11 protein-coding genes are annotated in these 13288 nt (G+C 72.1%); 5 read left to right on the top strand and 6 right to left on the bottom strand.

All coding sequences use genetic code 11. The features are described from left to right. Positions 1-246: 246 nt before the first annotated feature. From ABD324_RS26420 to ABD324_RS26400, 5 genes are all read left to right on the top strand, one after another. Positions 247-1200: a TIGR03619 family F420-dependent LLM class oxidoreductase gene (locus ABD324_RS26420; protein WP_344422675.1), complete on the top strand. Its 954-nt coding sequence runs from the start codon at positions 247-249 to the stop codon at positions 1198-1200. A gap of 118 nt (positions 1201-1318) precedes the next feature. Then, a complete protein-coding gene (locus ABD324_RS26415; protein WP_344422672.1) occupies positions 1319-2728 on the top strand; it encodes an aldehyde dehydrogenase family protein in 1410 nt (469 codons plus the stop codon). Next, a complete protein-coding gene (locus ABD324_RS26410; protein WP_344422670.1) occupies positions 2725-4101 on the top strand; it encodes a hypothetical protein in 1377 nt (458 codons plus the stop codon). The genes ABD324_RS26415 and ABD324_RS26410 overlap by 4 nt, the downstream gene beginning before the upstream one ends. Then, positions 4098-5021 carry an SDR family NAD(P)-dependent oxidoreductase gene (locus ABD324_RS26405; protein ID WP_344422668.1) on the top strand — a complete coding sequence of 308 codons (924 nt, stop codon included), beginning with the start codon at positions 4098-4100 and terminating at the stop codon, positions 5019-5021. The genes ABD324_RS26410 and ABD324_RS26405 overlap by 4 nt, the downstream gene beginning before the upstream one ends. An 85-nt stretch (positions 5022-5106) precedes the next feature. Further along, positions 5107-5877, top strand: a complete 771-nt coding sequence (locus ABD324_RS26400; protein WP_344422664.1) for a crotonase/enoyl-CoA hydratase family protein — start codon at positions 5107-5109, stop codon at positions 5875-5877. A 54-nt stretch (positions 5878-5931) separates the two neighbouring features. Here ABD324_RS26400 and ABD324_RS26395 read toward each other — a convergent pair whose 3' ends face one another. The 6 genes from ABD324_RS26395 to ABD324_RS26370 form a co-directional block, all read right to left on the bottom strand. After that, the gene (locus tag ABD324_RS26395; protein WP_344422661.1) at positions 5932-7710 is read right to left on the bottom strand and encodes a flavin-containing monooxygenase; all 1779 of its coding nucleotides are present in this window, start codon (positions 7708-7710) and stop codon (positions 5932-5934) included. Continuing rightward, positions 7707-8486, bottom strand: coding sequence for a fumarylacetoacetate hydrolase family protein (locus tag ABD324_RS26390; RefSeq protein WP_344422658.1), 780 nt, complete (start codon positions 8484-8486; stop codon positions 7707-7709). Before ABD324_RS26390 ends, ABD324_RS26395 begins: the two co-directional genes overlap by 4 nt. Before the next feature lie 11 nt (positions 8487-8497). Further along, positions 8498-9262 (bottom strand): 3-oxoacyl-ACP reductase FabG, encoded by a 765-nt coding sequence (gene fabG, locus ABD324_RS26385; RefSeq protein ID WP_344422655.1) that lies wholly within the window; start codon positions 9260-9262, stop codon positions 8498-8500. Positions 9263-9321: 59 nt separating this feature from the next. Further along, entirely contained in the window at positions 9322-10494 is a 1173-nt protein-coding gene (locus ABD324_RS26380; RefSeq protein ID WP_344422652.1) for a CaiB/BaiF CoA transferase family protein, read from the bottom strand. Position 10495: 1 nt separating this feature from the next. Further along, positions 10496-12292, bottom strand: a complete 1797-nt coding sequence (locus ABD324_RS26375; protein ID WP_344422650.1) for a flavin-containing monooxygenase — start codon at positions 12290-12292, stop codon at positions 10496-10498. Positions 12293-12354: 62 nt separating this feature from the next. Beyond that, positions 12355-13278 carry an alpha/beta fold hydrolase gene (locus ABD324_RS26370; protein ID WP_344422647.1) on the bottom strand — a complete coding sequence of 308 codons (924 nt, stop codon included), beginning with the start codon at positions 13276-13278 and terminating at the stop codon, positions 12355-12357. Positions 13279-13288: the final 10 nt, after the last annotated feature.

Below are 13288 nucleotides of genomic sequence, written 5' to 3'. Positions count from 1 at the left end.
CGCGCTGGTAGAGCGTGTTGAAGTAGTCATTGCCCATGCTTCGACCAACCTCTCCCGGGCCCGGGACACGGACCCGGGCAGCAAAGTACGGAGTCAAACACCCCGGCCCGAGCCGGAGCCACGAAGTCGTTCCGAACGGCAGAACCAGCGCGGTCCCTGCCGGACGTTCTGTTCTGCGAGACGGGGCACTGGCCGCGGGCGGGCCGGGTGCCCGAGAGTCTGCGCAGGTCCGGGGCGTCGAGCGACGTGTCCGACACCCACCAGGAAGGGCGGATGCTCCCCATGAAGATCGGCGCGCAGCTCGCGGTCACCACCCACACGATCGACGCCGCCACGCTGGCGCGGGAGCTCGAGGCGCGGGGGTTCGAGTCGTACTGGGCCCCCGAGCACACCGTGGTGCCCAAGCACCCGACCATCGCCTTCCCGATGACCGGGGGCGAGATCCCCGACGTCTACCACCAGATGTCGGACCCGTTCGTCGTGCTCGGCATGATGGCCGCGGTCACCAGCACGCTGCGGGTGGCCACCGGGGTCTGTCTGGTCCCCGAGCACCCGCCGCTGACACTGGCCAAGGCCGTGTCCACACTGGACGCCTTCAGTGGCGGCCGGTTCCTCTTCGGGCTGGGCACCGGCTGGCTCCGTGAGGTCACCGAGCTGCACAACCCGGCCGCCGCGGCCAAGCCCTGGGGCTACACCATCGACGCCGTCGCGGCGATGAAGAAGCTGTGGGCCCACGAGTCGGCGAAGCACGACGGCGAGTTCGTCGCCTTCCCGGAGATGGTCTGCGACCCGCGGCCGGTGCAGCGCCCGCACCCCCCGGTGATCGTCGGCGCGCAGCCCACGCCGATCGCGGCGAAGCGGATCGCGGCCTGGGCCGACGGCTGGCTCGCCACCGGTGTGACCCCGGCCCAGGTGGCCGAGTTCCGCACCGCCCTCGAGGCCGAGTGCGACAGGATCGGGCGGGACCCCGCCGAGCTGTCCATCACGGTCGGTGTGCGCGACCCGAGTGAGCACATCCGCGAGGCGTACGCCGCCGCGGGCGTCGAACGGCTGATGGTACTGCTCTACAACCACCCGGGCACCCCCATCCCGCTGGAGGACTGGGCCGCGGTCGGGGTGGCGACCCTGTCGGCCCCGGCGCCGACCCCGGCCGAGACCCTCCGGGCGCTCGACGCGGTGACGGCCATGGCGGGCCTGTGAGCGGAGCCGCGGTCTCCTGTCGCGGGACGGGATCACGAGATACGATGCGCCATATATCGACGGCGGCGTCAGCGGTGCTCGGCGTCCGCTCCAGCTTCCCCACCAGGAGATGAACGCCATGGCGGACCAGATCCCGATGACCATCGGCGGCGGCGACGTCGCGACCTCCGGCGCGTTCGACGTGGTCGACCCGGCCACGGGCCTCCCGTTCGGCTCGGCCCCCGAGTGCACCGAGGCCCAGCTCGACGAGGCGATGCGGACCGCGCAGGACGCCTACCGCACGTGGCGGAAGGACGAGGACGCGCGCCGGGAGATCCTGCGCGCCTCCGCCGACGCCGTGCTGGCCGCGACCGACGACATCGCCCCGCTGCTCACCCAGGAGCAGGGCAAGCCGCTCGCCGACGCCCAGATGGAGGTCCGCTCCGTCGCCCTGTGGCTGCGCTACTTCGCGAACCTCGAGGTGGCGGACGAGGTCCTCGCCGACGACGAGAACGTGCACATCCGCGTCGAGCGGCGCCCGCTCGGGGTCGTCGCGGCGATCACGCCGTGGAACTTCCCGCTGAGCCTGGCCGCGTGGAAGATCGCACCGGCCCTGCGCGCCGGCAACACCATGGTGCTCAAGCCCTCCCCGTACACCCCGCTGGCCACGCTGAAGCTCGGCCAGGTGCTGGCGCCGATCCTGCCGGCGGGCGTCCTGAACGTCGTCAGCGGGTCCGACCCGCTGGGCGCGAACATGACCTCGCACCCGGTGCCGCGCAAGATCTCGTTCACCGGCTCGGTGGGCACCGGCAAGTACGTCGCGGCCGCCGCGGCCCCGGACCTCAAGCGGATCACCCTCGAGCTCGGCGGCAACGACCCGGCGATCCTGCTGGACGACGTCGACCCCCAGGCGGTGGCCGAGAAGCTCTTCTGGTCGGCCTTCCGCAACAACGGACAGGTGTGCTCGGCCGTCAAGCGGGTGTACGCGCCGGAGAGCAAGTACGACGAGGTGGTCGAGGCCCTCGCGGCCGTCGCCCGCTCCGCGAAGGTCGGTGCCGGGATCGACCCGGCCACCCAGCTCGGCCCGCTGAACAACCGGCCGCAGCGCGACCGCGTCGAGAACCTCGTCCAGGACGCGGTGAGCCGCGGCGCGCAGGCCGTCACGGGCGGCGCCCGGGTCGACGGGCCCGGCTACTTCTACCAGCCGACGATCCTGCGCGGCGCCACCGACGGGATGGCCGTCGTCGACGAGGAGCAGTTCGGCCCGGTGCTGCCGGTCCTGCCCTACAGCTCCGTCGCCGACGCCCTCGAGCGGGCCAACGGGACCAACTTCGGGCTGTCCGGCTCGGTGTGGGGTGCGGACGCGGACCGGGCCGAGGCCGTCGCCGAGGAGCTCGACTGCGGTACCGCCTGGGTCAACACGCACCTCGCGCTGCGCCCGGACCAGCCCTTCGGCGGTGCCAAGTGGAGCGGCGTCGGCGTGGAGAACGGGCACTGGGGCCTGAGCTCCTTCACCGAGACCAAGGTGCTGCACCGGAGCCGCCGGTGACCTCCACCCCCGTGCCGACCCCTGGGCCGACCACGGTGCCGACCACGGTGCCGAGCCCTGGGCCGAGCCCTGAGCCGGCCGCGGCCGACCTCCGCCGGCTCGCCGAGGAGCCGCTCTCGGCCGACCAGCAGACCGCGCTGCACCGCGCCGTCTGGGCCGGACGGGCCCGCGAGCTCGGGCTCGCGATCGTCGTCCCGCCCTGCCCGTACGACGACGACGAGCTGGCCGGGCTCCACGCGCAGGGCCGCACGCTGGCGTACCTGCCCCACGAGCTCAGCTCGCACCTGACCCGGGACCGGTTCCAGAGGCTGTTCCCCGCCATGGACTCCTACGCGGTGCCGCCGGCGAACGGCTACGCCAACACCGCCGACGTGTGGGGATGGTTCGACTACGAGACCTCCGCCGAGGCGCCGTGGCCGGACCTCGACGAGCCGCAGGCCCTGGCGGCGATCGCCGCGGCCGGACGCACGATGCTGACCCTCGACCAGTACATCGTGGCCAGCCAGGACCGGTTCCTCCTGACCGGCCGCCATCTCGACGGCAGCTGGACACGGCTCGCCACGGCGTACGACGGCCGGCTGGTCGTGGCGCGCTTCGAGGGCGCGGACGCCGAGGAGGGGCGGGAGAACGAGGTGGTCTCCCCCGGCGCGCTCATGGTCGGCTACGACCTGACCGCCAGCGACAACGGCGTGATGCTCGGGGTCCGCACCCGCTCGGCGACCCCGCCGGTGCGGTCGGTGTGGGAGGCCCTCCGGGAGCGGACCACCGCGGCGTACGTCGAGGCGGGCTTCCCGGCCCGCCTCGGCCTGGACGCCACCGAGTACCTCGCGGGCCTTCCCCGCGTGCCGGAGCAGCCCGCGGCGTACGCGGGCCGGTTCGCCGTGCCCCTGGTCGTCGACCCCCGGATCCCGTGGCAGGAGCAGGCGCGGCTGCTGGGCGTCCGGCTCTCGGCCCAGTCGCAGAACTTCTCCTTCGCCGCCGCCGAGCCGGCCGCCTGCCCCGACGTGCCGTACGTCGGCTGGTTCACGGAGTGGGACACCCGCTTTCCCGAGCCGGTCAGCTCGATCGACGCCCGCGCCGGCCTCGCCGACGACGAGTGCGGCGCCATGCCGATCGAGCTCCTGGCCATGAACGCCGCCCTGCCGGACCTGGTCACCTCGACGCGCTACTTCGAGGCCATCGGCTTCGTGATGACCCAGCCGACGACGGACCACATCACGAACCGGGCCGCCGGCCGCTGCCTGAGCCTGTACCGGTGGCGCGGCGGGCCCGAGCTCGGCGCCAACCAGCACCCGATCGCCTACCCGATGTTCCGGCCCCTGGTCCGCGGCCGGGACGTCACCACCAGCCAGCCACCCACGAGCGAGGGATGACCGTGCCGACGCACTTCTTCGACCAGGTCCTGCAGAACCACATCGACTCCGGCAACGGATCGCAGACGGTGTGGTGGGACGAGTCGAGCATCCCGCTCGACAGCATCGGCAAGCGGGTCACCGACCTGCTCGACCTGCGGGGCCGGCGCGCGGTCGTCACCGGCGGCGCGGGGATCAACCTCGGCCAGGCCTGCGTGAACCGGCTCGCCGGTCTCGGCGCGGACGTCGCGGTCGTCGACCTGAGCGCCGAGCAGGTGCGCGAGCGGGGCTTCTCCCGGCACCCGTCGGCGCCGGACGCCGAGGGCGTCGCCTCCGCCGCCGCACAGAAGTGGGGCACGAAGGTCGTGCCCATCCACGGCGACGTGATGAACTGGGACGGCGTGCAGGGCGTCATGGCGCAGGCCGCGGAGGCCCTGGGCGGCATCGACATCCTGGTCAACAACGCGGCGGACGTCGTGGTCGGCGACTTCGCGAACTTCAGCGCCGAGGACATCGACCGCTCGGTGCGGGGCACCCTCACGGGTCCGATGTACTGCTCCCGCGCGGCGCTGGACTACATGCTGCCCCAGGGCAAGGGCCGGATCATCAACGTCGGGTCGGAGGCGGGCAGCACGGCCATCCCCGGCCTGACCGTGTACGGCGCGCTCAAGTCCGGCCTCGGCCAGTTCACCCGGTTCCTGGGCAAGGAGCTCGGCCCGCAGGGGATCGCCGTCCTCGGGGTCAACGCCGGCTCGATGTGGGGCCCGGGCCGGCCGCTGACCGACGACAGCCCGGGGACGCTCTACGCTCGCGGCCGGACCGCGATCCAGCGCTACGAGCTGCCCGAGGAGGTCGCCAACATGGTCGCCTTCCTGGCGAGCGACGCCGCCAGCGCCATGAACGGTGTCATGATCGACATGGGCGGCGGGATGGCGGTCTGACCGACCGCTGCTGCACGACCCGGCCGGCCCCGTCGTTCCGACGGGGCCGGTCGTCTGTCCACATTCGACCGACCTCTGGAGCGCCATGACCCCGCCCGGTGTGACCACCGAACGCCTCGACGGCGGCGTCCTCGTCATCGCGATCGACCGGCCCGCGGTGCGCAACGCGGTCGACGCCGCCACCGCCCGGCAGCTGGCCGACGCGTTCGACGAGCTCGACGCCGATGACGACCTGCGCGCCGGCGTCCTGACCGGGAAGGGCGGCGACTTCAGCACAGGGATGGACCTCGCCGCGGCGACCCGCGGCGAGCGGCCGATCGTCCCGGGCCGCGGTTTCGGCGGGTTGACCCAGGAGCCGCCGCGCACGCCGCTCGTCGCCGCCGTGGAGGGCTACGCGCTCGCCGGCGGCTTCGAGATGGTCCTGGCGTGCGACCTGATCGTGGCGTCCCGGACCGCGCAGTTCGGCCTGCCCGAGGTGCGGCGCGGCCTGATCGCGGGCGCCGGCGGCCTGCTCCGGCTGCCGGAGCGCATCCCATACCACGCCGCCATGGCGCTCGTCCTGACCGGTGACCGGATGGACGCCGCCACCGCCGAGCGGCACGGCCTGCTGACCCAGCTCGTCGACGAGGGCGGCGCGCTGGACGCGGCCGTCGCGCTGGCCCGCCGGATCGCCGCCAACGCCCCGCTCGCGGTGCGCACCAGCAAGCGGATCCTCGCGGGGCTCGGCCGGCCGACCCCGGCGCAGCTGCACGCGGAGCAGGAGCCGCTCCTGCGCGAGGTCTTCGACTCGGCCGACGCGCAGGAGGGCATCCTCGCCTTCACGCAGAAGCGGCCTCCGCGGTGGCAGGGGCGCTGAACCGGAACCGGCCGGCGCCGACCACCGCGGAGACCGCCCCGGGGGCGTTGCCGCTCAGCTCGTCCCGGCGTCGGAGAACACGACGCCGCGGTACTCGCCGTCCGCCCGCCAGCCCTCGATCAGCCGGTCGAAGGCCACGATCCCGGGGCCGTACTGCCCGTTGCGCCGGGCGATGACGTTCGGCTGCCCCTCGTTGTTCATCCACCCGGGGGTGCACGAGCGCTGGAACTCCAGGTCGGCCTGCGACGACTCGACGACCACGTCCACCCACGCGTCCTCGGCCTGCTTCTCGGCCTCGATCGTCCGGCTGCCGCGGCGCCGCGCCTCCGCGACCAGGTCCGCGATGTGCCGGCTCTGCACGTCCAGGATGTGGGCGAAGTTCGAGCTGCCGCCGACCTGGTTGACGGCCACGATGAAGAAGTTCGGGAAACCGTGGCTCTGCATGCCGTAGAGCGTCGACATGCCGCCCTTGTTCTTCTCGCTGAGCAGAAGCCCGTCGCGGCCCGTGACGTCGTAGCCGAGCCGGCTGCGGAACGGTGCCGCGACCGAGAACCCGCTGGCGAAGATCAGGCAGTCCAGCTCGTACTCGACGCCGGCGACGACGACACCGTTCTCGGTGACCTCGTCGACCCCGCGCCCCTCGGTGTCCACCAGGGTCACGGTGGGCCGGTTGAAGGTCTCGAGGTACTCGTCGTGGAAGCACGGCCGCTTGCACAGGGCACGGAACCACGGCTTGAGGGCTTCGGCGGTCGCGGGATCGGAGACGGTGTCGGAGACCCGCGCGCGGATCTCCTCCATCTTCCTGAAGTCGTCGATCTCGTCGAGCACCCCGTTGTTGACGCTGCGCAGCCGGTAGAGCGCGGTCCAGCCGTCGTTCACCAGGTCGGTCTCGGCGGCGCCACCGGCGACGAAGGTGCCGAAGTTGTCCATCCGCTCCCGCTGCCAGCCCGGCTGCAGGGACGCGGCCCATTCGGGATCGGTCGGCCGGTTGTTGCGCACGTTGACGGCCGACGGCGTCCGCTGGAAGACGAACAGGTGCCCGGAGTCCCGGCCCAGGTGCGGCACGGCCTGGATGCCCGTCGAGCCCGTGCCGATGATGCCCACGCGCTTGTCGTTCAGGCCGGTCATGCCGCCCTTGCTCGACCCGCCCGTGTACGCGTAGTCCCAGCGGGTGGTGTGGAAGGTGTGCCCCCGGAACTTCTCGATGCCCGCCAGGCCGGGGAGCTTCGGCTTCACCATCGCGCCGACCGTCATCACCACGTACCGCGCGGTGAACGTGTCCCCGCGGTCGGTGCGCACCGTCCACAGCGCGGCGCCCTCGTCGTACGCGACGTCCGTGACCCGCGTGTGGAGCAACGCGTTTCGGTGCAGGTCGAACTTGTCGGCGATGCGGTTGACGTGCTCGAGGATCTCCGGTGCCTTGACGTACTTCTCGGTCGGGATGTACCCGGTCTCCTCCAGCAGCGGCAGGTAGATGTACGCCTCGGTGTCGCACGCCGCGCCCGGGTAGCGGTTCCAGTACCAGACCCCGCCGAAGCCGCCACCGGCCTCGACGATCCGCAGGTCCTCGACCCCGGCCGTGCGCAGCCGCGACCCGACCAGCAGGCCGCCGAAGCCGCCGCCCAGGATGGCGACCTCGACGTGGTCGGTGACCGGCTCACGCTCGGTGCGGGGGGTGTACGGGTCGTCGAGGAAGTGGGCCAGCGAGCCCTCGATCTGCCGGTACTGGGCCGCGCCCTCCGGCCGCAGGCGCAGCCGCTTGTCGCGCTCGTGCGCGTACTTCGCCCGCAGCTCGTCGGGGTCGAAGCCGAGCTCGCTGTCCACCGTGGTCATTCGCTCAGGTCACCGTTCCTGTTGTCGTACCAGCTCTGTGCCTCGTCGGAGGCGATCACGGGGTTGCGCAGGGTCCCGATGCCCTCGACCTCGACCTCGACGACGTCGCCGGCCTTGACGGGCTCGATCTCCGGCGGCGTGCCGAAGCACACCAGGTCGCCGGGGCGCAGCGTCATGAAGCCGCTCACCCAGCTGATCACCTCGTCGGTCGTCCAGTTCATCCGCGAGGTGACCGTGTCGGTGACGACCGTGCCGTTGATCCGGGCCCGCAGCGCGGTGTCGTCCGGGTCGAGCTCGGTCTCGACGACCGGGCCCAGCACACCGAAGGTGTCGTAGGACTTCCCGGGGAGGAAGGGGAAGTTGGTCGTCACGCCGAGGTCCGTGGCCGTCACGTCGTTGACGCAGGTCCAGCCGAGCACGTGGGCGCGGGCCTCGGCCGGGGCGACCCCGCGGCAGGTCCGGCCGATCACCGCGGCGATCTCCGGCTCGTAGACCACGGTGGGCACGCCCGCGGGCAGGACGATCGGGTCCCCGTCGTCGATCAGCGAGCTGTTCGGCTTGATGAAGAAGCTCGGACCGTCGCGGCCGTCGCGGCCCTTCCAGTTGCCGAGCAGGCAGACCACGGTGCTGGTCGGCGTGACCGGCCGGACGAGGGTGAGTCCCGCCGCCGGGCCGAGGGCGCGTCCCTCCTGCCCGAGGTCGGACAGGTCGAGCAGCTCGACCGAGGCCTCCGGGTCGAGCCGGGCCCAGACGTCGTCACCGGGGCCCAGCGACACCCGCGCGATCCTCACGCCTTCGGCCCTCCGGCCACGTAGAGGACCTGGCCCGAGACGAACGAGGCCTCCTCGCTGACGAAGAACGAGACCGCCGCCGCGATGTCCTCGGGCTGGCCCACCCGGCCGACCGGGATCTCCGCCGCGCGCATGACGGTGTACTCGTCGTACGGCATCCCGATCCGGACCGCGGTGTCGCGGGTCATCTCGGTGACGATGAACCCGGGCGCCACGGAGTTGGCGGTGATCCCGAACTTCCCGAGCTCCATCGCGAGGGTCTTGGTGAAGCCCTGCAGGCCGGACTTCGCCGCGGCGTAGTTGGACTGGCCCTTCTTGCCGAGCGCGGACGTGCTGGACAGGTTGACGATCCGGCCCCAGCCCGCCTTCACCATGTACTTCTGGGCGGCCCTCGACATCAGGTAGGCCCCGCGCAGGTGGACGTTGATGACCGCGTCCCACTCCTCGGGCTGCAGCTTGAAGAGCATGTTGTCGCGGACGATGCCGGCGTTGTTGACCAGCACCGTGGGCTCACCGAGCTCGGCGGCCACGAGGTCGACCGCGGCCGCCACGTCCTCCACCACGGACACGTCCGCACCGACGGCCAGCGCCGTGCCGCCGGCGGCCTCGATCTCCTCGACGGCCGGCGCGCACGCCTTCTCGTCGAGGTCGAGGACGGCGACGGCACAGCCGTCCGCCGCCAGCCGGTTCGCGACCCCGCGCCCGATGCCCCGGGCGCCTCCGGTCACGATCGCGACGGGTTTCCTGTCGTTGCCGAACACTGCGGTTGGTCCTCTCACTGGGCCGGGTCTCACCGGGCCGAACTTCGCCGGGCCGAATCTCACTGGGCCGGGTCGCGGGGTGACGCACGGGAGGTCAGCCACGCCCGGATGTCCTCGCCCGCGTTGTCCAGCGTGGGCGGGCGGTGGCGGTACTGCGGCGGCGTCAGGGAATAGGTGGCGGGGTTGCGCACCATCGGCACACCGTCGACGTCCACGACGGGGTCGAGACCGAGCCGGGTGGCCAGCTCGACGCCGCCGCGCACGTCGTTGATCGGCCCGCAGGGCAGGCCGGCCTTCGCGAGCAGGTCCGCCCACTCGTCGGCGCCGCGGGTGGCCAGGACCTTCTCCAGCTCGGGGCGCAGCTCGTCGCGGTTGCGGTTGCGCAGGCCCACCGTGACGTAGCGCGGGTCCGTCCCCAGCTCCGGTCGGCCCAGCGCGGTGCAGAGCGTCCGGTACTGGCGGTCGTTGCCCGTCACGACGATCAGCTCCCGGTCCGCCGTCGGGAACGGGCCGTACGGGAAGAGGCTGGGGTGCTCGTTCCCCATCCGCCCGGGCACCACGTCGCCGGCGACGTACGCCGATGTCTGGTTGATCATCGACGAGAGCGCGCTGGTCAGCAGGTCGAGCTCGACGAACTGGCCCTCGCCGGTCCGGGCACGGTGGTTCAGCGCGGCGAGCACCGCGATCGTCGCGTGCAGCCCGGTCATCACGTCGACGGCGGAGATGCCGGCCCGCAGCGGCGGTCCGTCGGCATCGCCCGTCATCGACATCATCCCGGACACCGCCTGGATGAGGAGGTCGTAGCCGGGCAGCGCGGCACCCTCGCGGCTCCCGAAACCGCTGATGGCGCAGTAGACGATCCCGGGGTTGGCCGCGGACACGTCCGCGTAGCCCAGGCCGTACCGCTCCATCCCGCCGACCTTGAAGTTGTGGACGAAGACGTCGGCGGTCAGGGCGAGGCTGCGCCCCACGGCGAGATCGGCCTCGTCCGCGAGGTCGAGGGCGATCGACCGCTTGTTGCGGTTCACGGCCATGTAGTACGTCGACACGTCGTCGCGCACCGGGGGCGTGAAGGTCCTCGTGTCGTCGCCGGCCGGGCTCTCGACCTTGATCACGTCCGCGCCGAGGTCGCCGAGCAGCATGGTGCACAGCGGCCCGGCGACGATGCGGGAGAAGTCCGCGACGACCAGCCCGGACAGCGGCCCGCCGGTCGCCCCGGTCGTCCGGGTCACGTCAGGCACCGTCGGTCGTCTCGAAGGTCAGGCCCTCCCACGACCCCTCGGCGCGCCAGTCGCTGATGAGGTGGTCGAAGGCGACGATCCCGGGCCCGTAGGCGCCGTTGCGCCGGGCGACGTTCGCGTTGGGGCTGCCCTCGTTGTTGTAGTAGCCGGGGGTGCACGACTCGAGGAACTCGAGGTTGGCGCGCGAGGAGTCGTAGACGGTCTGGACCCAGGCCTCCTCGGCCGGCACCTCCACGTCCACGGTCCGGGCCTTGCGGCTGTCGGCCTCGTGGATGACCTGGCTGACGTGGCGACTCTGGACGTCGAGCACGTGGGCGAAGTTCGAGCTCGTGCCGACCTGGTTGAGCGCGATGATGAAGAAGTTCGGGAAGCCGTTGGTCTGCATCCCGTAGAGCGTCGAGATCCCGCCCTTGAACTTCTCGCTCAGCTTCCGGCCGCCGCGGCCGACCACGTCGTAGCCGAGCCGGCTCGCGAACGGGGCGCCCACCTGGAAGCCACTGGCGAAGACGAGGCAGTCGACCTCGTACTCCTTGCCGCCCACCACGATCCCGGTCGGGGTGACCCGCTCGATGCCCTGGCCGTCGGTGTCGAGGAGGGTGACGTTGGGCCGGTTGAAGGTCTCGAGGTAGTCGTCGTTGAAGCAGGGCCGCTTGCAGAGCGCGCGGTACCAGGGCTTGAGGCCCTCGGCCGTCTCGGGATCGCGCACGATCGAGGCGACCCGGTTGCGGATCTCCTCCATCTTCGTGAAGTCGTCGATCTCGTCCAGGACGCCGCCGCTGAGCGTGCGGAGCCGGTAGATGGCCGTCCAGCCGTCCTTGACCAGGTCCGTCTCGGCGTCCCCGCCGGCGACGAAGGTCGAGAAGTTGTCCATCCGCTCCCGCTGCCAGCCGTGCTGCAGGGAGGCGGCCCACTCGGGGTCGGTCGGCCGGTTGTTGCGCGCGTTGACCGCCGACGGGGTGCGCTGGACGACGTACAGGTGACCAGAGCTCGCCCCGAGGTGCGGTACCGCCTGGATCGCGGTCGCCCCGGTCCCGACGATCGCGACCTTCTTGTCGGCGAGCCCGTCGAGGCCCCCGGTGCTGTCCCCGCCGGTGTACTCGTAGTCCCACCGGGTCGTGTGGAACGTGTGGCCGGCGAAGGTCTCGATCCCGGGCACGCCGGGGAGCTTGGGCTTCTGCATCGCGCCCGCGGTCATGCAGACGTACTTGGCGGTGAACCGGTCGCCGCGGTCGGTCTCCACGGTCCAGAGGCCGTCGTCCTCGCTCCAGGTGACCCCGGAGACGCGGGTCTGGAGCAGCGCGTTGTCGTAGAGGCGGTAGTGGCGGGCGATCCGGCGGCAGTGCTCCAGGATCTCGGGAGCCTTGACGTACTTCTCGCTCGGGATGTAGCCGGTCTCCTCCAGCAGCGGGAGGTAGATGTAGGCCTCGGTGTCGCAGGCCGCGCCCGGGTAGCGGTTCCAGTACCAGGTGCCGCCGAAGTCGCCACCCTGCTCGAGGATCCGGATGTCGGTGTACCCCAGGTCGCGCAGGCGCGCGCCGGCCAGCATGCCCCCGAAGCCACCGCCGACGATGGCGACCTCGACGTGGTCGTGGACGGGCTCGCGCTCGGTCCGCGGCGTGTAGGGGTCGTCGATGAACTTCGCGAGCTCGCCCTCGAGCGCCTGGTACTGGCGGGAGCCGTCCTTGCGCAGCCGCTTGTCGCGCTCGATCCGGTACTTCTCCCGGAGCACGTCGGGATCGAACCCGAGGGCGACCGGATCGGTCCGGTCGGTCTGCCCTGCCGGGCCCACCTGCCCTGTCTGGCCTACCTGCCCTGTCTGGCCTACCTGCCCTGTCTGGCCTACGTGCACTGTCACCTGACGTCTCCCGGAACTGCTGTGGCGCGGGCCGCATTGCGACGGACCGCGGTGATGATCTGTGGCCAGGCTTCGGGCACCACACCGTGACCCATGCCGTCGATGAGCTCGAACCGGGCGTCCGGCACGGCCGCCGCCGTGGCGCGGCCACCGCTGACGTCGACCAGGCGGTCGTCGTTCCCGTGGATCACGACCGTCGGCACCTGCAGGCGGCGCAGCTCGGGCGTGCGGTCCGCGGCGGCGATGGCGGCCGCCTGCTGGCGGAGCCTGCCCGCCGGGTCGTGGGCACGGTCGTACGCCGCGGCCGCACGGGTCCGCGCCGCGTCCTCGTCGAACGGGAAACCCTTCCCGGCGAGCGCGCGCGAGCGCTCCACGGCCGCCTCGATCGCGCCCTCGCGGGTGGGCGGGGCGGGGCGGCGCATCAGCGCGATGGTGTCCGGGTCCGGCTGGCCGACCGCACGGTCGCCGGTGCTGGACATGATGGAGCACAACGACAGCACCCGCTGCGGCCACCGGATCGCCACCAGCTGCGCGATCATGCCGCCGAGCGACGCACCGAGGAGGTGGGCGCGGTCCAGCCCGAGGGCGTCGAGGAGGCCGACGGCGTCGGCCGCCATGTCGTCGAGGGTGTAGGGCAGCGTGCTCAGGTCGCCCGCGCGGATCGCCGCGGTGTCGGGGGTGCCCTCGATCCGCTCCGACAGCCCGACGTCGCGGTTGTCGAAGCGGATCACGAAGAAGCCCGAGTCCACGAGGTCGTCGACGTAGCTGCGGTCCCAGCCGTCCAGCTGCGTGCCCTGACCCATGATCATCAACAGCGGCGGGTCGGCCGGGTCGCCGTACGTCGCGCAGCACAGGCTGATGCCGTTGGCCCGGACCGGCCGGGGGATCTCGGTTCTCCTGTCGTGGGAAGTCGATCCCACCCGGGCCTCC

It is taken from the genome of Pseudonocardia ailaonensis (assembly GCF_039531635.1).
GTDB lineage: Bacteria > Actinomycetota > Actinomycetes > Mycobacteriales > Pseudonocardiaceae > Pseudonocardia > Pseudonocardia ailaonensis.
The sequence above is the reverse complement of the archived record's forward strand: the minus strand, read 5'-3'. Positions and strand labels throughout refer to the sequence as shown.